15 protein-coding genes and 1 pseudogene are annotated in these 18,816 nt (G+C 57.2%); 6 read left to right on the forward strand and 10 right to left on the reverse strand.

The genetic code is table 11. The features are described from left to right. Nucleotides 1-393 carry an encapsulin-associated ferritin-like protein gene (locus tag soil367_RS09250; RefSeq protein WP_136548835.1) on the reverse strand — a complete coding sequence of 131 codons (393 nt, stop codon included), beginning with the start codon at nt 391-393 and terminating at the stop codon, nt 1-3. A 297-nt stretch (nt 394-690) separates the two neighbouring features. Here soil367_RS09250 and soil367_RS09255 point away from each other — a divergent pair, with 297 nt between their 5' ends. Next, nucleotides 691-1,815, forward strand: a complete 1,125-nt coding sequence (locus tag soil367_RS09255; RefSeq protein WP_136548836.1) for an acyltransferase family protein — start codon at nt 691-693, stop codon at nt 1,813-1,815. Between the two features lie 16 nt (nt 1,816-1,831). Here soil367_RS09255 and soil367_RS09260 read toward each other — a convergent pair whose 3' ends face one another. The 6 genes from soil367_RS09260 to soil367_RS09285 all read right to left on the reverse strand — a co-directional run bounded on the left by soil367_RS09260 (nt 1,832) and on the right by soil367_RS09285 (nt 8,052). Then, the gene (locus soil367_RS09260) at nt 1,832-3,205 is read right to left on the reverse strand and encodes an amidase family protein (protein WP_172962309.1); all 1,374 of its coding nucleotides are present in this window, start codon (nt 3,203-3,205) and stop codon (nt 1,832-1,834) included. A gap of 74 nt (nt 3,206-3,279) precedes the next feature. After that, entirely contained in the window at nt 3,280-4,299 is a 1,020-nt protein-coding gene (locus soil367_RS09265; RefSeq protein WP_136548838.1) for a taurine ABC transporter substrate-binding protein, read from the reverse strand. Between the two features lie 32 nt (nt 4,300-4,331). After that, nucleotides 4,332-5,198 (reverse strand): ABC transporter permease, encoded by an 867-nt coding sequence (locus tag soil367_RS09270; RefSeq protein ID WP_136548839.1) that lies wholly within the window; start codon nt 5,196-5,198, stop codon nt 4,332-4,334. A gap of 9 nt (nt 5,199-5,207) precedes the next feature. After that, nucleotides 5,208-6,497, reverse strand: coding sequence for a M20 family metallopeptidase (locus soil367_RS09275; RefSeq protein WP_136548840.1), 1,290 nt, complete (start codon nt 6,495-6,497; stop codon nt 5,208-5,210). A gap of 24 nt (nt 6,498-6,521) precedes the next feature. Beyond that, nucleotides 6,522-7,277, reverse strand: coding sequence for a sulfite exporter TauE/SafE family protein (locus tag soil367_RS09280; RefSeq protein WP_136548841.1), 756 nt, complete (start codon nt 7,275-7,277; stop codon nt 6,522-6,524). A gap of 1 nt (nt 7,278) precedes the next feature. Beyond that, complete coding sequence (locus soil367_RS09285) at nt 7,279-8,052, reverse strand: GntR family transcriptional regulator (protein WP_172962310.1); 774 nt, start codon at nt 8,050-8,052, stop codon at nt 7,279-7,281. 419 nt (nt 8,053-8,471) lie between these two features. Here soil367_RS09285 and soil367_RS09290 point away from each other — a divergent pair, with 419 nt between their 5' ends. Then, nucleotides 8,472-10,100: a methyl-accepting chemotaxis protein gene (locus tag soil367_RS09290; RefSeq protein ID WP_136548843.1), complete on the forward strand. Its 1,629-nt coding sequence runs from the start codon at nt 8,472-8,474 to the stop codon at nt 10,098-10,100. Between the two features lie 298 nt (nt 10,101-10,398). Then, nucleotides 10,399-11,670 (forward strand): DUF3089 domain-containing protein, encoded by a 1,272-nt coding sequence (locus tag soil367_RS09295; RefSeq protein WP_136548844.1) that lies wholly within the window; start codon nt 10,399-10,401, stop codon nt 11,668-11,670. Nucleotides 11,671-11,702: 32 nt separating this feature from the next. Here soil367_RS09295 and soil367_RS09300 read toward each other — a convergent pair. The 3 genes and pseudogenes from soil367_RS09300 to soil367_RS09305 all read right to left on the reverse strand — a co-directional run bounded on the left by soil367_RS09300 (nt 11,703) and on the right by soil367_RS09305 (nt 13,489). Continuing rightward, nucleotides 11,703-12,813 (reverse strand): annotated as a pseudogene (locus soil367_RS09300) (IS3 family transposase). A 53-nt stretch (nt 12,814-12,866) separates the two neighbouring features. Further along, complete coding sequence (locus soil367_RS19115; RefSeq protein ID WP_281283900.1) at nt 12,867-12,989, reverse strand: hypothetical protein; 123 nt, start codon at nt 12,987-12,989, stop codon at nt 12,867-12,869. Between the two features lie 143 nt (nt 12,990-13,132). Then, on the reverse strand, nt 13,133-13,489 hold the full coding sequence (locus tag soil367_RS09305) for a hypothetical protein (protein WP_136548845.1): 357 nt from the start codon (nt 13,487-13,489) through the stop codon (nt 13,133-13,135). 459 nt (nt 13,490-13,948) lie between these two features. Between soil367_RS09305 and soil367_RS09310 the strand changes: the two genes are divergently transcribed. From soil367_RS09310 to soil367_RS09320, 3 genes are read left to right on the forward strand one after another with little or no spacing between them, the layout of a single operon-like run. Continuing rightward, nucleotides 13,949-14,734 carry an RNA polymerase sigma factor gene (locus soil367_RS09310; RefSeq protein WP_136548846.1) on the forward strand — a complete coding sequence of 262 codons (786 nt, stop codon included), beginning with the start codon at nt 13,949-13,951 and terminating at the stop codon, nt 14,732-14,734. Next, a complete protein-coding gene (locus soil367_RS09315) occupies nt 14,731-15,339 on the forward strand; it encodes a hypothetical protein (protein WP_136548847.1) in 609 nt (202 codons plus the stop codon). Before soil367_RS09310 ends, soil367_RS09315 begins: the two co-directional genes overlap by 4 nt. Before the next feature lie 4 nt (nt 15,340-15,343). Further along, nucleotides 15,344-18,757, forward strand: coding sequence for an ATP-dependent helicase (locus soil367_RS09320; RefSeq protein ID WP_136548848.1), 3,414 nt, complete (start codon nt 15,344-15,346; stop codon nt 18,755-18,757). The last annotated feature ends 59 nt before the right edge of the window (nt 18,758-18,816 follow it).

Genomic DNA, 18,816 nt, shown 5'->3' on the forward strand with positions numbered 1-18,816 from the left:
TTACTTCCCCTTCAGGTCGCCAATGGTGAATTGAAGCGGCTGACTTTCGCTAACCTTGCCGCCACCCGGCCTGACAGATTCCTGAGCTTCTTCGCTCTCCTCCACCTCGAGGATCGGGTCATCGGTGAACAGGTAGAGTTTCAGCTGCTCGGCAAAGTCCTCGCTGTTGCGGCGAAGCCATTCCAACACCATGCAGGCGTGCTCGACCTCTTCGCGCATGTTATGCAGTAGCAGGCCTTTTAACTCCTGATCGTCGGTTGCGTCAGCCCGCTGGCGATACCAATCCACCGCCTCAAGCTCTTCCTGAAGGGACACAAGGGCCCGATGCATATCCTTTGTTTTTGGGGACAACTGTTCCACGGGTTCGTGGTAACTCTCGCTCGCGCCAGCCATGGCTCTCTCCGTTCGGGTCAGACTGAATGTCAGGTTAAAAAAGATGTGCTTGGGTCAAACATGTACTTGAGTGAAACATGTACGTGAGTCAAAAGCGCAATCGGCTCTAAGAAAGTAACACCGATGATTTCCAATCTTCAATGAAGCATCCGTCATTGAGACCAGCCCCCGCCCGCCTCAGCGCCACCAGATAGCAATATCAGCGCCATCAGATAGCAATAAAAGCGTCACACATCTTCGCGATACTCGTCGGCAGGGACCGACCCTCCCGAGCAACTCATCAACGGAGCCCGGGTAATGGCTTCACGTGGAGACATGATGCGCTACTACTATATAGACTTCCTGCGGGGCGCCCTGATGACGGTCGGCGTGGTTTACCATGCAGCCCTGGTAGTGAGGGCTGAGAACCCCTGGGCCATCAAGACCCTTGAACAGAGTGAAGTCTACAATGCCGTTGCGTTCGCCTTGCACTCGTTCCGGATGCACGCCTTTTTCCTGCTTTCCGGCTTCTTCGCTGCCATGCTTATCAACCGCATGGGCACCCCTGCTTACCTGGGCAAGCGCCTCAACCGTATTGCAGTGCCTTTGCTCGTGGCCGCGCTAACCCTGCAACTGCCGGCAATGATCCATCGAGACTGGGACACAGCGTTCTGGTTGGGCGGCGCCTGGGTCGGGCATTTGTGGTTTCTGGGCAACCTGCTGGCCTACATGGCCGCGCTCGCGGTCAGTTTCCCGCTCTTTCGCCGGCTGTGTATCACTCTGCCCTACTGGTTGTTTGCCGCTGCCGTCGCTGGGCTATACATGGCCGCCTCGGTGCTGGCGTGGAAAATTCCCACTTCGCCCTGGGGGAGCTTCTGGATTCTGGTGGACTTTGACCAGCTGCTTCCCTATGCGGCTTTCTTCGCTGCTGGCGCTTACCTCTTTCTGAAGCCGACTGTGCTCGAGGCTCTGCATGACTGGCGCTCGAACCTCGGTTTGCTGGCGCTCGGCGCGTTGATTATCGGAGGCCTGTGGGAAAGCAACAGCGGCTACCGCTATTTCGGCTATGGACTGTGGGCCCTTTCGGTCACCGGCCTGCTGATGGGCATCGCGCGCAGACTCATCAGCGAGGATACCTGGTGGGTAAGATTCCTCGGCGAATCCAGCTATACCGTTTACCTCTTTCATATGCCGCTGTTGATTCTGGGTGGCGGTTTTTTCCTTACGCTCAACCCTCACGTTTTCTTTGTCGGTGCGGTGGTTGTCGTAACGACTGTCTGTTGGGCCTTGCACCGGTGGGTAATCAGCCAATCTGCAACATTGGCCTATCTATACAACGGCAAGCCGCTACCCGCAGGCTGGGGCTGGAAGCTGGGCCTGGGATCGAAGTTGCCTGAAGCGCCCGAAGCTGCACAGGCCACCAAACTGTCCCGGGCACAGTAGTTTCCCGTGCGGGACACTAGCCCGGCCCAGCGGGAACATCAGGGGCCACGGCGCTGAGGCTCTCCCATTGCGCCGCGATGTTCAGCATCTTCAGATCGCTGTACCCGGGGCCGATAAAACTCAGGCCGAACGGCAGACCGTCTGCCCGAAAGTAACCCGGTACGGAAACAACCGCCAGGTCCAGCAAGTTACCAAAATTGGTATAGTAGGCCATATTGCGGTTCAGGTTGAGCGGGTCGGCTTTTACTTCATCACAGCGGTACACGGTGCCGGCGGTCGGCGTCAGCAGGCAGTCGTACTGTGACAGAAGCCGATGAGCCTGCCCTTTAAGACTGTTCAGGCGGGCCAGGTCTTGCCAGATCCGGTGCGGTGTTACTGACTCTCCAGCAAGAACGCTTTGAGCGACTACGTGGTTGACGCTGTCCCTGTTACGTTTGATGAAGTCGCCCACCGAGTCGAATCGTTCACCAATAAAAGCGCCTTCAAACAGCATGGCGCCGGCTTCGGTGAATGCCCCAATGTCGACGGTTTCGATACTAGCCCCCAACCGCCTCAGCACTGCCAGCGCTTTCCTGTAGCTCTCCTCAGCCAGATGGTCGTCGAAGAATTTGAGGCCCTTAGCGTCAGGTACGGCGATTCTCAGGCGACTCAGCTCCGGAACAGCATCGGCCGCCGGTCGCAGTGTGTCGCCCTGCTCCGGAATCAATTGCCGAAAGACTGCATCGGCTTCACGGGCCGTACGCGCAAATATCGGTATGCAGTCGATGCTTCGGTTTGCATACAGCATGCCCTCGTTGCTCAGCACATGGGGCGTTGGCTTGAACCCAACAATATTACACAGCGCGGCCGGCACCCGGCCGGAGCCGCCAGTGTCACTGCCCAGCGAGAAGCTCACGCAGCCCTTGGCGACGACAACGCCTGAGCCAGAACTGGACCCGCCGGGAATGTACTGGTCATTGAACGGGTTTACCGGGTGCGGATCGCTTCGTACGCCGACGACCCCTGTGGCAAACTGGTCCATGGTGTTCTTGCCGACCAGCAGCGCGCCCATGTCGAGCAGTTGCTGCACCACCGGAGAAGTCTGTGTTGAGATGGAGCGATAGGCCGGACAGCCGCCGGTTATCGGCAGGCCTTCGACGTGAATATTGTCTTTGACAGAAAAAGGGATGCCGTAAAAAGGCAAACGCCTGTCCTTGGCTTCGATGGCGGTAGCCTGGTCAAGCAGATCCTTGGAGGGCACACACCAGGTCCATTCCGCGCTGGAACTGCGGGTCTCAATACGCTTCAGGACCTCTTCAGCCACCTGCCGGGGCGAAAAGTTGCCCGCCAGCAACCCTTCCCTCAAATAGAAATAATCGAGACTGGCGACGGGACTATTATCAGCATTCATACCTAACCGACCCCCAATTGCGTATCGTGATGACGAGCGAAGGCCGGCCTTGGCGACCGGCATTATCAAACGCCCTATTGGGTTACGGCTTCGAGATACTGAGGCGCCAGGAAGTTCTCGAAGGTTTCACGCGATGGAACCTTCGGCAGCCGCTTCTGCGCGTGCAGGAACTCAGCCGTAGACATCAACGTGTCGACGAATTGCCCGCGCTTCGCAGTGTCACCGATGAACTGGGCAGTGAGCTGCTCGTCGCAAGGCACCATGCCGGTACCTTTCATCATCCGCGTGGCATCGGCCAGCTCCAGCTGCAGCTCTTTGGCAATGATCTTGGCGGTATCCGCCGGGTTATTGATCCAGTAATCGATGCCCTCGCATTCGGCCGCAACAAACTTCTCGACGTAATCCGGGTATTTTTCCGCAAATTCGTCCATGACGACGCCCACATCCCAGGTGGGGTATCCGCGTTCGGCCATAAGGCCGGAGGTCATGAACAGATTGGCATCTTCATCCAGAACCTTTCCCAGCGCTGGCTCCCAGAACCAGGCTGCGTCGATATCGCCGCGGTACCAGGCCTGGACGATGTCATTGGGGCGAAGGTCGATGATCTTCATTGACGCCGGGTCAATGCCCTCGTCGTGCAATGCATTGAGAAGCAGATAATGCGTCGTCGAGCCAAAGGGCGCGGCAATGGTTTTGCCCTTGAGGTCTTCCAGGCGCTTGATGTCAGCTGATGTGCGAACGGCCATCGCTTCGACGAAGTCGAGCATGTTCAGCACCATGGTCCCTTTGATCGGGAGCCCGCGGGTGACGCCGATGGCGGTCGGCGGATTGCCGAGCCCGCCGAAGTCCACCTGGTCAGCAGCGATCGCGCGTAACATGTCGCCACCCCCGCCCACCTTGATGTATTCGATCTCGACGCCGGGCATGTGTTTCTGCATCAGCCCCAGCGATTTGGTAACCAATTGGGCATTGACCAGATTGAGATAGCCGATAGTGACTTTCTCCGGCACTTCAGGTTCAGATTGGGCCTGGGCCTGCACGGCGCCCAGGCTGAGGGCAACACTGGTGATAGTCGAAACAATGAGCTTTTTCATGCGGGTACTCCTCGGGAGGTTTAGGGTTCTCACTACATTTGTCTGATGCGGGTCCAGGGCATGACGACCCGGCCCGCGAACTTGAGCACCAGGTCCAGCGCCATGCCGGTGATACCGAGCACGACCAGCCCCATGATCACGATGTCACCGAGCAGGAACTTGGCGGCGTCCCAGATCATCCAGCCGATACCCGCCGTGGCTGCCACAATCTCAGCGGCAACCAGAACGGTGTAGATGAAACCCAGGGAAATACGCATGCCGGTCAGGATGGTGGGCCCCGAGCCCGGCAGATAGACGTTGCGCATCAGCGCCCAGCGACCGGCACCGAGAGAGCGTGCCGCGCGAACATAGGTCGGGTTGATATCGGAAACAGCCTGAATAGTGGCGATGATGATGCCCGGCAGCCCTGCAAGAAAAAGCAGGGCCAACTTGGACGATTCACCGATGCCAAGCCACATCACCAGCAGCGTATAAAGCCCTAGCGGTGGTAGTGGCCGGTAGAACTCAATCAACGGGTTAAAAATACGGTGCGCTGCCCACGAGGTGCCCATCAGCACCCCAAGCGGGATGCCCACCAGACACGCCGCGGCGAACGAAACCAGAATCCGGTACAGGCTTGTGGAGACGTGCTCAAGCAATGTCGAGCCCTGGTAACCGGATACCGCTACCTCTACAAACGCTCGCCAGACGTCGCCTGGTGAAGGCAGGAACAACGGGTTCGCCCAGCCCATCGCCGTGACCAGAAACCAGACTCCCAGCAGGAACAGGACCGTCAGTACCGAAAGGTATTTGCCGTTTTCGATGTTCTTCCGGACCAGAGCCGGCAGGCGTAACGTTCGGTTGGGTGACAGTACTTTGGCCGGGGTGCCGTATGTTGGCGCATCGTTTTGGGCATTCATGGCTATCACCTATTCCGAAACGCCGAGAATGTTCGGGATCGCAAGGGCAAGCACTTTCATGGCTGCAACCGACTTTTTGATGGAGATGCATTCGTTAATTGGCGACCAGCCATCCTCGCCCGGGCCGAAGGTCACGGCGTTCATGCCGGCTTCGCGGAAACGGATGGTGTCGTTGAAGGCATTCTTGCGGTTGGGCCGCGGCTTCGTGCCCAACACCGACTGATAAGCGAGCGAAAGCGAGGCATTGGGCTCGTCGTCCATGGGCACAGGTTCAGTGCCCTTGACGAACAACGAGCCGGGCAACTGGTCTACCTCGAATGCGGTGCCTTCCTGCCCCGTCAGGGTTTCGGCGACCACGGCGGATATATCGCCGACCACCGAGTCCAGCGTCATCCCCGGCAAAATGCCGACGACCGCCAGGGTTAAGGTGCAGCTGTCCGGCGTGAACTGCATTTCGCCCGGGAGCCCGCCCTCGACACGTACCACACAGGCGCAGGGCGGCGTGTGACCCGGAAAAGCCGAAGGGGTGTGGCGAAACGGCATGGCATTGAGCACGGGCACCAGCTCCGCCGCCTTGGTGATGGCGTTGACGCCGGTGTCCGGGCGCCAGATGTGGGACTTGATACCACGCACCACCAGGCGGACCAGGCAGTGCCCCGAGTTGGCAACGGACAGGTTGAGTCCCCAATCGTCGGAGTCTTTACCCCAGGCGGTCGGCTCAACAGTGATGGAATGATCGGCCGTGATGCCCAGGGTCTGCGTCAGGAAAAGCGAGCCATGGACGCCGTCTTTCTCCTCGTCGACCGTGTAACAGCAGATCAGGTCCCCCTTGAGTTTGGCGCCACTGTTGAGCACCGACTTGACCGCCAGTAGCGACGCGGCGAGGTTGGCCCGGGTATCGGAAGTGCCGCGGCCATAGATCCAGTCGCCGTGGCGCGTGGCCTTGAAAGGTTGGCCGTCGCACTTGTCCCAGCGATGCGTCTCAACTGCCGGATAGGTATCCAGGTGGTCGTTGATCATCAGTGAGGGACCGCCGCCTGTGCCCTTCAACACACCAACGATGTTGGGCCGGCGATCCTGGGAGTAGTGTCGACTGACCGTAAAGCCCATCGCCTCCAGTTTTCCCGCGACGAATAGTGCAATGGCCTCTTCTTCACCCGCAGGAATGTCAGGGTCAAGCGGGTTGGTCGAGTGCGGCTGGCCAATCGCCACCATTTCGGTGGTCAGGTCGATGTACTCCTGCTCATCAAGGGCGTTGATTAGTCGCTCCTGCAGTTCTTTGCCCAGTGTCAGATTCATAGCGCTTGCTCTCCTGTACGGCGATTAGAAAAAGTGCGTGGTAAGGATTTTGGTGGTCAGCACAACCAGCGTTGAAAGCATGAGTAGTGTCGTCGCGACGTCGAACAGGAACGCCGGTATGAACCGTGCCAAAACGCTCCCCGCGACCACACCGCCAAGCGTTGGCGGGAGGTAGGTCAGCAGGCCCTCGTAAGCGACCGCTGAAATGCCGTGCAAGCTGAACGAAATCGCCAGCGTGCCGAGGTAAGAGCCGATCATCAGGGCGAAAACAGTAGCCCGGACCTTGGCGACCGCTATGCGTTGCTCGCGCAGGAACACCAGTGCCATGGGCCCCGGCATGGCCAGCGTCGCGCCCATCACACCGGAGACGAGGCCAAAGCAGACGCCCCTGCCCAGACGCTCGGTTTCAGTATCGGAAGCCCCATAGCCAGTTGCAGCCAGGTGTGTTCTGACATAGCGAATCAGGGAGTACGCAAGCACGACCAGGGCAGCGATGCGAATAGCCTCGATAGGCACCAACTGCAGGCAAATACTGCCGATCACCAGGCCCATCAGGCTGCCCAGGGCCAATTTGCCCAGTTCTGGTTTCAGGATGTTCTTAACGATAAACGGCGTAATCAGGGCGACGATGGTGAGCGTCAACGCGCCAGCGACCTGGATCGCATCCACAGGCTCGTAGACTGCCAGCAGCAGTGGCGCGACAACCAGGCCGAAACCCAGACCGGCAGTTGCCTGTACGAGGGCGCCGAGAAAACACAACGTTGCTATGAGAAGCTCCATCTCACCCACGCTCCCCAAGGGGCTGGCCAAGATGTACCCGGTCAATGTCCAGGCCAAACCTGAAACGGTCGCCGCGATAGAAAAGGTTCTCGTAGAGGATGGGCGCGCCGGTGGCGTCGTGGACGCAGCGCTCTATATGGAGTGCCGCACTGCTCTGTTCGACATTGAGGTAAGCGGCCAGCTCAACATCACACAGAACTGCTTCAACGTTGACCCTGGCCGAGGCCACGGTCATACCGCAGTCGTTCTCAACAATGTCGAACAAATCCCGGTGCTGAAGGTCCGCGCTGCGAAAACGCTCGCCGAGTTCGACTGGCGCATAGGTCACATCGAAAGCGAGCGGCTCACGGTTGAGATAGCGCAGGCGCTGAAACTTGGTTACCTGACTGCCCTTGGGCAGCAGAAGCTGATGGGCAACCCCATGGGACGGCAACCCGGTTGTAACCGAAACCAGTTCCGTGAAGGCTTCCTGCCCGATCTGTGCGGCACTCTCTCCGAACCCCCGCAGGGTGGAGACATCAAACTGGGCCTTCGGCAGCGTCACGAACGTGCCCTTCCCGTTTATCTTGAAGATGAGCCCTTCGCGCTGAAGGTCGGCAAGCGCCAGCCTGACGGTGATCCGACTAACCGAAAACGCCTCCATCATCTGCCGTTCGCTGGGCAGCTTCTCGTGCGGGCCGTAGGTGCCATCGAGTATTTCCCGGCGCACCGCTTCCTTGACCTGCTGGAACAGCGGCATCGGTATGACGTTGGCGTTTGCGAAAGCACTCTTCATTCTGGACCTGCCGCGACCTGTTATAACCAGTTGCTTCAGGTTTTGCATGAGCAATGCCAGAACGGATATTTCGCTGTAAAACAGATGTCTAGATCGAAAAGGTCTGCGCCGCACTATGCCTCGATTTGCGCCAGATTGAGGCAGCGGTAGGGATCAAGCACTAACAGCGCGCAGAAAATAGAGAGTGGTCAAGGTTCAGCCGCTAACCTGTACTATCAGCGGACCACTACCAGGCCAGGATGGGATGGGATGGGATGGGATGGGATGGGCAAAAGACAGTGTTGGACTGGGCCGGCGAAGGCCAGCCGTTATAAACGGAAACCTTCAGCTTACGTATCTCGATCAATCCCTTACATTTCTCAAAAGGTTAGCCGTGCGGCGATAGAGTATATTCCGCTCTTCTGCTATCGGAGAGTCGTATGAGCTGGGTCAACCGCAGTATTTTCAACAAATTGCTATTAATCGTCGCAGGGACCAGCCTGCTGATAGGCCTGGCCGCGGGTTACAACACCTGGTCCGCGCAAACGGGTTTTGCCCAGTACAGGACTCTGCTATCCCACGAGATTAGCAATGCCCAGCATGTCCAGCGCTTGTTAAGCGAGTTTCAGACCCAGGTTCAGGAGTGGAAAAACGTACTCCTGCGTGGCGGTAACCCGGCAGACCGGACAAAGTACTGGGAGAGTTTCCTTGCCCAGGAGGCACTGATTCAGGAAGACGGCAAGGCACTGCTAGAGCGGATTGAAGGCGAAGAAGCCGGGGCCGAAGTGAACGCCTTCCTGCAATCGCATCTCGCTATGGGACAGGCATACCGTGATGGATACGAGCGCTTCGTGTCCTCAGGTTACGACGCCCAATACGGCGATAGCGTCGTCAGGGGGATAGATCGCGAGCCCTCGCAACAGCTCGAGAAGGCCGCAGCACTGCTCCAGTCGCTGGCAAAAAATCGGTCGCTGGCGATTAACGACGAAGGAACAACAGCATCCATCTATGCCGGCATTGCGCTCCTGTTGTCCATTTTGCTGGCTGCAGTGCTGACCCTCTGGACAGTTAACAAAGCGCTGGTCCAACCAAGCAATTACCTCATCGGCCGAATAGACAGCCTCAGCAAAGGACGCCTCGGCGAGCAGATCGTCCTGCAGCGTCAGGACGAGCTTGGCAGTCTGGCTAACGCCGCCCGCCTTATGCAGCAATTCCTGCGTAATATCGCCGAGCAGTTAAAATCGACCGATAGCCGCCTGCAGAGCGCATCCGGTGAACTGAGCACGGCATCCGCAGCGGCTTTTAAACGCTCTACTGATTCCCATCAGCGCACCGACCAGATGGCAACCGCCATGCAGGAAATGGCGCATACCGCCCAGGATGTTTCCAGCCATGCTGCCGGCACCGTTGATCTGACCCGAAAAACCCATGCCGATGCGTCAGACTCGCAGAAGGCTATGGAACTCGCCCGGGATTCCATGGAGCGGCTGTCCAAACAGATGGACGAAACTTCTGGCCTGGTTGGGCGCCTTGCAGACGATGCCCAGAATGTCGGCAATGTCGTCAACGTGATCCGCAACATCGCCGAGCAGACCAATCTCCTTGCCCTTAACGCAGCCATAGAAGCAGCGCGCGCCGGCGAGCAGGGTCGCGGCTTCGCTGTGGTCGCAGATGAAGTCAGAGCCCTCGCTCAAAAAACCCAGCAGTCCACCGCCGAGATCGAAGGCATCATTGGCCGGGTTCAGGCAGGGGCAAACGGGTCCGTGGAATTCATGACCTCCAGCCGCGACATCGCCGAAGAAAGCCGCGGCCTTTTTAGCCAGGCCAACTCAGGAATGGGCCGGATCACTATCCAGATGGGCGAAACGGACAACCTCGCGGCACAGGTCGCCACCGCGGCTGAGGAGCAGACCAGTGTGGCGGAAGAAATTTCACAAACCATACTCGCCCTGGCAGAGCTGACTGAAGAAACGACCGCAGACGCGCAGCGCTCCCGGGACATCTCCGAATTGCTGAGCGGCATCGCCAACGATGCCAATCAGTTGGCAAGACAGTTTGAGATGCACTGACGGCACGTAAGCCGCCAAGCCCGAAGCCTAGAATCGAACTGCTTACCCGCGGGAGACTAGCCTCTCCCGTCGCTCTCGTTCCGCTGTTCTCCAGCCTCTTGTGCCCCGGCATTCACGCCGGTCGGCAAGACCAGCGTACGTATACGCTCGCCGACTGTTTTCCAGTGCCCCGGAGCTCGAGCCCAGACCAGCGTCCAAGCCATCAAATACATGACCCAAGCAACAGTTCCCGTCTCTGGCCTGCTCTACGATGCTACCTGCATAAATAGAATGAAAACCCAAGAGACTGGCAGGGGCTATGACCATAATAAAAACGACCATAATAAAAACATTTCTCGAATCAGGCTTACTGCTCGCATTCAGCGTTGCGCTGCTGCTACCCCAGTTGAGCCTGGCCTCCGATGCGGGAACGCCACCCTACGACGGCTACATGAGCGACACCTACAGCGGCAGTAAGAACTGGCTCTGCCATCCTGGTCTGAGCAGTTCCCGTAACGTCTGCGATGACAATATCCGCGCCCTCTCAGTCGAGGCCGACGGTTCCTCCGACGTTGTGGAATTCCGGCCTGAGAGCAATCCAGCAGTCGACTGTTTCTACGTCTACCCCACCGCCAGCATTGATGCCGGGCCGAACTCGAACCTGTTCCCCGGCGCCCAGGAAGAGGAAACCACCCAAGCTCAGGCAGCGCGTTACAGCGAAGTCTGCCGTATGTTTGCGCCGGTCTATCGGCAGCGAACGTTGACCTACCTGGCGCTGGATACGTTGGTGGACGATCTGGTCAGCGATGAAACCGTCCAGCGCGCCAATGAGGTCGCCTACGCTGATGTGCTGGATGCCTTTCGCGAATACATCGCCTACCACAATCAAGGGCGCGGTTTTATCCTGGTCGGGCATTCCCAGGGCTCACGCCTGTTAAGCCGGTTGATTGCTGAAGAGGTCGAACAGAACGCCTACCTGTCGCAGCGTCTGATAGCCGCCCATCTGCCGGGCTACTCGATTGCGGTCCCCAAAGGTGCGGACGTCGGTGGCACCTTCGCGAAAACACCGGCCTGCCGCCGCGCCGACCAGACGGGCTGTGTTATCGGTTATGCCAGCTACCGCAAGGGGGACCCGGAACTCGCCGACGCCCGCTTCGGCATCACCGACGATCCCGGCACTCAGGCTTTGTGCGTCAATCCCGCAGCTCTGGCTGGCGGTAAAGGCGACTTCGAGACGTATCTCCCGTTCCGCCAGCCACCGGTCTACCAGGCGCTCATGTACTCAAGAGGCAGCGGTGGCCCCTACGCCAGTCGCGTACGCAACAAGCTGCTCCCGACCTGGTACACGCCCTACTTCACTATACCGGGCCAGCTGAGTGGCGAGTGTATTATCAACGCGGCCGGCGTCAGCTACCTGGAAGTCAGCATCAAAGCCGACCCCAGCGATCCGCGTGCCGATGACTACCCGGGCGAGTTCCTGGGCGGTACCGGCTGGGGTCTCCATCTGGGGGATATATCACTGGTCCAGGGCAATCTGGTTGAGCTGGCTCGCTCCCAGAGCGAAGCCTGGTTGGCTGCGCAGCAGGACTAGCGGTCGCTATATGGGGTGTAAAGCTCCCGCTTTTAGTTGCACCGCTGATTAGAGTTTTCCAACTGGTTGTGTTTCGCCAGGTATTCCCATGGCGTCAGGTCATTCAGTGAGTCATGGGGCCGTTCGTCGTTATATTCAGTCATCCATTTCTCTGTCAGCTCACGCACTTCCGTCAGGTTCCTGAAGACGTACATGTTCAGGATCTCGTCGCGGTAGGTGCGGTTGAAGCGCTCGATGTAGGAATTCTGGGTCGGGGTTCCTGGCTTGATAAACTCCAGCGACACGCCTTGCTCTTCGGCCCAACTAGCGAGTGCAAGGGAGATGAACTCCGGGCCGTTATCCATCCGTAGTTTGGTGGGATAGCCGCGCCAGGCGCTGATGCGTTCCAGTACACGGATGACCCGCGGTGCTGGCAGGTTTAGGTCGATCTCGATGGCTAGGGCTTCTCGGTTGAAGTCATCCACGACGTTGAACGTCCGGAACCGGCGGCCGCAGAACAGGCTGTCGCTCATAAAGTCGATAGACCAGCAGTGGTTGGCCGTCGCCGGCACAGCCAAGGGCTCGGGGTTACGGCTCGGAAGCCGCTTCTTGCCCCGTCGCCGCTTGTTCAGGTTCAGGGCACAGTAGAGCCGGTAGACGCGCTTGTGGTTCCACGGATGGCCCCAGCGTCGTAGGATCTTAAACAGCTTGCTGAAGCCGTATGCCGGGTATCGGTCCACCGCGGCCTGAGCGCCTGGACCACAGGCGCGTCCCGGGCGGGATCCGGGCAGTAGCGATAGACAGAGTCACTGATGCCAGCGATTCGGCAAGCCCGGCGGGTGCTTGTACCATGGGCCTGCTTGAGGTAATCGACCAGTTCTCTTCGAACAGCCGGCGTTACAGCTTTTTTTCGATCACATCCTTAAGAAGCTTGTGATCCAGGCTCAGCTCCGCATACATCTGCTTGAGCCGGCGGTTCTCATCCTCAAGCTCCTTCAGGCGCTTCACATCGGACGCTTCCATGCCGCCGTACTTTGACTTCCAGTTGTAATAGGTCGCGTCCGAGATGCCGTATTCGCGGCACACTTCTTTAACCAGGCGGCCGCCTTCGACCTCCTTCAGAATCTTGACGATCTGGGATTCGCTGTAACGTGACTTTTTCATGCGGTTCTCCGTTTGCGCTAGTGTAAGCCGGAGAACTCTAATTTCTAATGCCACTATTCTAGGGGAGGCTTACATTTGGCCCAAACTTCCAGGGGCTGTTGGGTCGTCAGTTGGTTGCCGAGGCCGTGCCAGGGGGTGCGACCGACGTAGGCCATTTGCTCGATAAGGTGTGCCATGGTGTTTCTCCTGATTCTGGGATGCGCGCCTGAACGCTGCCGCAGATCGCGGCGCAGTGCTGTGCTGTGTGGAAGGTCGTGTTTAACTGAAGGGTCTGGGGTGCTGTGTCAGTGGAGACGCACAGACGGCTGAGCGCACTCGCCTACTCTGCTGTTGTCGAGCGTTCAGGTTCCGGCTCAGTGCTGAAGTTGAAGCCACAATCCACGCACTTGAGGTTATCCAGGATCTTTTCATCGATAACCCGACCCAGGGTGACGCCGGCCGTCGCACCGGTCACGCCACCTAGCAGGCCACCGATAATGGCACCACCGATGCCGCCGATAGTTCCGCCGGCAGGGCCCGCGATCAGGCCTAGGGTTACGCCCGCCCTCGCGCCTGAAGCAACAGCGGTAAAGCCGCCGATGACACCCGCTGAGGTGTCGACCACACCGGCAGTCTTCTTTCCATAGTTGTTCTTGCCAATGCGTAGCGATTGGCAGAGTGGACATTGTGGGGGCACGCCAATTTCCTCTGTCTGGCTAATAGGCCGGGTAAAATCCCGGGCTCACAGAGGTGATGTAGGTTTGAATTTATTTAGGATCGGCACTTGGACATACTGCCCGGCCTGAACATACAGTAAGCCAGCTGAGCGCTACACCCTTCTCATTGACAATTTTCTCCGCCATTTCAAGGCGACGAGATCGCTTCACTACTCTGGACGATTATGTTCAGGATCTTGCCCCCCTTGCCCGCAGGTGTGGCATCTTGAGTAAGAGTTATAGACATGCCCGACATCAGTGCATATCCGAAGAATGCTGGTAGACTGCAACAGATAGTCTTACCGGAGACCGCATAAATTTGGACTCGGGCAATCTAAAGCTCAAAGCTTTGGATCTAAGGGAAATCTTTAGACAGCCAAAAACCTACTACCATGCTTGGTAGTCGCTGGCTTGCAGCTAAAAAAAGAAGTGAATCAAGTATGGTCATCCCGCTCAAGAAAACCACAAAAGAAGGTGAGCCCTACCGCCGGCGCGCTGAGATTGAACAAGTGCTTGATGAACTTGATCAGCTTGCGCCTGATCAGCTAGTTCACAGTCTAACGAGCACCCAAGAGGCAGTGCCGTTTGAGGTCTATATCTACTACCTTCGTCACAGCGAGATCAGGCTAGCTGCAAAGCACCTGCCGCCGATCTTCATTGCCTTCTACAGCCGGCTTGAAGCGGCATTGCGTAAGACCGTCTCCGATGCATGGCTTGATCACGCCGTTGCCATTCGCGAAGAAATCGCCGAGCGCGTGGTAGAGATGATTGCGAAAGACCGAAATTCCCACGAAGACAACATGTACTACTGGGAAACCAACTTTAACCATGCTCTGGCCAACCTGCGCAAGGACGCTCTAAGAAAACTGGGTCCAGCACGAGAGACCGACCCTTTGATCAACTCCGAACCTCTGACGCACGAAAGCGGCGATGGGCACGATATCAGGCCTGAGGTCGACATTGCCGCTTGCGATTTCATTAACCCGAATCCGTCCAAACTGGACGATGCTGCTTTCCGGTTACGTCTTACGGACGCGATTAATGATCTACCCGACAATGAGAGGCGTGCAGTCGGGTTGTTGTTACAAGGGATGCAGATCGAGTCGCAAGACCCCGAAGTTATGACCATCGCGAAAGCGTTGGGATGCACGGACAGGACCGTACGCAACCGATTACAGCGTGCCAATCAAAATCTGCGAGTCGTGCTGCAAGCGGAGGACATATGAACACCACATCTCATGAATCTAAAAGTGACGTGTTACACGCGTTCTCAACAGAAGCCAACCCAGACGCCGACACACTGGCGAGATACTTGAAACGGCACCCCCAATATAGTGAATCGCTAATCGATCTGTCTATTGAACTGTTTTCAGCTCAGTCGTTTGATGAAGCGCCGGCCGAAGCGGTGCCGAGCGACAATGCCCAGCGGGCTTGGTCAACGTTTCAATCCATGCTAAGACCCGAAGACCCAGCCTCGACCGCTCCCAGCGCGATGGTTAACCCGCTGTCTAGTCTCGATAAGCAACAGTTCAAGGAGCTAGCTAGAGAGCTGAACGTCAACCGCCTCTTCCTCTCTTTGCTCCGTGACAACGCTATCCAAGTGGCCACTATCCCCCGGCAATTTCTGGCATCGCTTGCCGAACTTTTGAACATACCAATTGAGGGACTCCAGCGTGTCTTAGTTGCCCCGACCACCATTTCTGAAGGAGTGCGTTATAAGGCTTCAGGCAAACCCGGCTCGGGTGACAAAATCACCTTTGAAGAAGCTCTGACTCACTCACATTTGAGCGACGAGCAACAATCTGTCCTTAGAGAAATGAAGGATTTATAGCACAGTGGACGCTATAGAAGCGGCTCGACAAACAGCTGAGAAACTGCACCTGGCAGCGTCAGCGCGAGGCAGCGACACTAGCAACTTGTTACGCTTCGTTAAGGATGAGGCAGAGCACCGCCGCATAGACGTATTTGCAATGCCCCAGGGAGACCCAAAGCTCAATAGAGGACGAGCACTCTTCGACAGCCAAGCTGAAATGATCCTCTATGAGGATGTAGGCAGCGATTTTGACAAAGCATTCCTCATCGCCCACGAAATCGGTCACCTGGAGCTCGAAGGCCTTTCCAAGGATAACCTCACCCAAGGGGTTGAGCCTGATCGGTCTGCCGAAGCTCCCGCAGTGGGGGCAGAACGAGTGGTGGACTATGGCAATCGCGAACGGCGCGAAATTATCATGGACCTCTTTGCCCGCGAGTTGCTGCTGCCGCGTAGTTTGGTGAAGCGCTGGCATATCGACGAACAGATGACTTCCGGCTCCATCGCCGAGAGATTGAAAGCTCCCCTGAGTGTCGTGCAACAGCAGTTAATCGACGCGCTTCTGCTGCCGCCCATCGAACCGTCACATGCAGCGCCGGCGGCTGGTGCGCAGATTGGCCTAGACGAATCGCAACGCGCCGCCGCTTTGCACAGAGGCAGCGCTTTCCAACTCCAAGCGGGCCCTGGCACCGGTAAGACGCGCACTCTGGTTTATCGCATTGAGTCATTGTTGGAAGAGGGAGTGGACCCCGGGACGATCCTGGTACTGACCTTTTCCAACAAAGCCGCCGGAGAGCTACGCGAGCGTATCGCCGCAAAATTTCCTGAGGCCGTGGCCACCCTATGGCTGGGCACCTTCCACTCCTTTGGCCTGGATATTGTGCATCGCTTCCACGATCGCCTGGGCATGTCCGAACACCCTCGAGTGGTTTCACGCTTCGAAGCCATCGAGATGCTCGAAGACGAGCTAGCCCGCCTTCCTCTCAAGCACTTTCGCAACCTGTACGACCCGACCCTAGACCTCGGCGATATGCTGTCGGCAATCTCACGAGCTAAAGATGAGGTGGTTAATGCCACTGAATACCGAGCATTGGCAGAAGCCATGCTTGAGTCCGCTGAGGACGAGAAACAGCGTGAGCAGGCCGAGAAATGTCTCGATGTAGCACAGCTTTATCAGGTTTATGAACGTTTACTGCAATACACCGATAGCGTGGACTTTGGTGACCTAGTTTCACTGCCCGCGGGATTGGTGGAGTCGGATTCAGACGTACAACAACTGCTCTCATCACGGCATCAACACATCCTGGTGGATGAATACCAAGATGTGAACCGCGCTTCCGTGCGCTTAATAAAGGCCATTGCGGGAGGGGGTAAACGGCTCTGGGTCGTGGGGGATTCGCGCCAATCCATCTACCGCTTTCGGGGAGCATCTTCGATCAACATGAGGCGTTTCACCGCTGACTTTCCCGGCGCAGAAATTGCTGAGCTGAAAATCAACTACCGTTCCTCAAATGAAATAGTTGATCTCTATCGCCGCTTTTCAATAGACATGAAAGCCTCAGAGAAGGCTTTGCCCCTGCAACTCGATGCCAAGCGTGGCCGGTTAGGCAAACGTCCCGAATTCAGAGTAGCCACAACTGCGGATGACGAAATCGCTGTGATCGCTGCGGCGGTTGAAGAGAAGAAGCGCCAGGGCATCGAATACAAAGATCAGGCCATACTCTGTACCTCCAATAACCGCCTGAGCGAAATCGCCGCTAGCTTTGAAACTCTTGGGCTACCGGTATTGTACTTAGGCAGCCTGTTTGAACGCGACGAAATCAAAGACCTGTTATCACTGCTATCGCTGGTCACCGACCGTCGTGCCACGGGACTGATTCGGGCGGCAACACTGCCCGGCTACACAGTGCATCTTGAACACCTCACTGCGCTGCAGCAGCACCTACGTGAAGCTGATCTCGCCCCATTCAGCTGGGGGGCATTAGTGGATGAGGTGCCAGGGCTGGATGAACAAGCCTGCAAAACGCTAAAACGCCTGTCTGCCATGATGAACAATTTCCCCCCGCATACCAACCCTTGGTCAGTGCTGGCAAGCCTGGTTATTGATCGACTGGGCTGGGCAAAGCAGGCGGCTCAGGCTGAGGACCTGCAAGGTCAAATGAGGGGGATCGCGCTGTGGCAACTACTGAACTTTGCCCGCACCCCTGTCAAAGGCAGCGGGCTGCCTGTGGACCGTCTGCTATCAAGAATCCGGCGTATTGTGCTGCTCTCCGAAGACCGTGAAATGCGGCAACTGCCACAGGCAGCGCTCAGCATCAACGGCGTTCGCTTAATGACCATACACGCCAGCAAAGGGTTGGAATTCAGTGTGGTTCACCTACCAGGTATGATCGCCACCGGGTTGCCAGGCAGCAACAGGCCGCCGCGCTGTGTGCCGCCTGATGGGCTGATCGAAGGTACGGAAGGGTTGACTGGGCTCGAGGCTATCAAAGCGGGCCACGATGAAGAGGAGGAGTGCAAATTTTTTGTTGCCACGTCGCGGGCGCAAGATAGCCTGTTAATGTACGCCTCCTCGTTACAAAATAACGGCAAAAACCGCAGTCGCTCCACGTATATCGGTCGTATTGCTCCTGTAATTCAACAGCAGAACATCCCGTCTCGGCTTAGCCCCACCCCCATAGAACCCGAGATCTTAAGCGTCAGTAACGAGGAACTGCTGCTCAGCGAAAAGCAAATCAGCTTATACGATCGGTGCCCAAGGCGTTTTCTTTATACTCATGCCCTGGCTTTGGCGGGCACACGTACCGAGAGCGCATTTATGCAAATGCACAGCGCGGTGTATGAAGTGCTAGGATGGCTGGGACAGCACCATAGCGAATCCACTCCACGTGCTGACGAACTGGAGGCCCAATTCATGCAGTCATGGCAGATTCGGGGCCCCGTTGATCATGGCTATACGGATGACTATCGCCGTATCGGTCAGCGCCTCGTGCAATACCTAATGGAAACTCGCCAAGGGCGAAAACTGGTTAAGCCGGAGGCACTGCAAGTGTCTTTTCCTGAGGGCAAGATCATTGTGCTACCCGATGAAGTCAGCTGCGACATCGATGGCAACCACAGCATTCGATGCATAAAAACTGGCAAAAAGGGCAGCGACGAATTTGACCGCATTGAATACACGCTGTTGGTCGAGGCAGCTGAACGTCACTTCGGGCACGGCACCCGAGTTGAGGCCGTCCATTTAGCAGGTGAAACCCTGGAGGCGGTCACAGTGAGCGATCGCAAAAGAACCACACGTCTAGATAAAGCTCAATCGGCCTTGGGTTCTATTGCCCGTGGGCACTTCCCCGCTATGCCAGAAAACCGTACCTGCCCCCGTTGCCCTAGCTTTTTCATCTGCGGCAAAGTTCCGCCGGGAAACATTCGCATAAAAAATTGAGTTTCACCTTCCGGTCGAAAAATTCACGTCGATTAACTTCTTGAGAGGCTAAGAAACCG

Origin of the sequence: Hydrocarboniclastica marina (assembly GCF_004851605.1) — a bacterium.
Taxonomy (GTDB): Bacteria; Pseudomonadota; Gammaproteobacteria; order Pseudomonadales; family Oleiphilaceae; genus Hydrocarboniclastica; species Hydrocarboniclastica marina.

Coding starts and splice junctions, on each gene's coding strand:
- soil367_RS09255 (WP_136548836.1), top strand. CDS start 691: ATGGCTTCACGTGGAGACATGATGCGCTACTACTATATAGACTTCCTG.
- soil367_RS09265 (WP_136548838.1), bottom strand. CDS start 4,299: ATGAAAAAGCTCATTGTTTCGACTATCACCAGTGTTGCCCTCAGCCTG.
- soil367_RS09260 (WP_172962309.1), bottom strand. CDS start 3,205: ATGAATGCTGATAATAGTCCCGTCGCCAGTCTCGATTATTTCTATTTG.
- soil367_RS19115 (WP_281283900.1), bottom strand. CDS start 12,989: ATGGCACACCTTATCGAGCAAATGGCCTACGTCGGTCGCACCCCCTGG.
- soil367_RS09250 (WP_136548835.1), bottom strand. CDS start 393: ATGGCTGGCGCGAGCGAGAGTTACCACGAACCCGTGGAACAGTTGTCC.
- soil367_RS09285 (WP_172962310.1), bottom strand. CDS start 8,052: ATGAAGAGTGCTTTCGCAAACGCCAACGTCATACCGATGCCGCTGTTC.
- soil367_RS09315 (WP_136548847.1), top strand. CDS start 14,731: ATGAACACCACATCTCATGAATCTAAAAGTGACGTGTTACACGCGTTC.
- soil367_RS09280 (WP_136548841.1), bottom strand. CDS start 7,277: ATGGAGCTTCTCATAGCAACGTTGTGTTTTCTCGGCGCCCTCGTACAG.
- soil367_RS09270 (WP_136548839.1), bottom strand. CDS start 5,198: ATGAATGCCCAAAACGATGCGCCAACATACGGCACCCCGGCCAAAGTA.
- soil367_RS09290 (WP_136548843.1), top strand. CDS start 8,472: ATGAGCTGGGTCAACCGCAGTATTTTCAACAAATTGCTATTAATCGTC.
- soil367_RS09275 (WP_136548840.1), bottom strand. CDS start 6,497: ATGAATCTGACACTGGGCAAAGAACTGCAGGAGCGACTAATCAACGCC.
- soil367_RS09295 (WP_136548844.1), top strand. CDS start 10,399: ATGACCATAATAAAAACGACCATAATAAAAACATTTCTCGAATCAGGC.
- soil367_RS09310 (WP_136548846.1), top strand. CDS start 13,949: ATGGTCATCCCGCTCAAGAAAACCACAAAAGAAGGTGAGCCCTACCGC.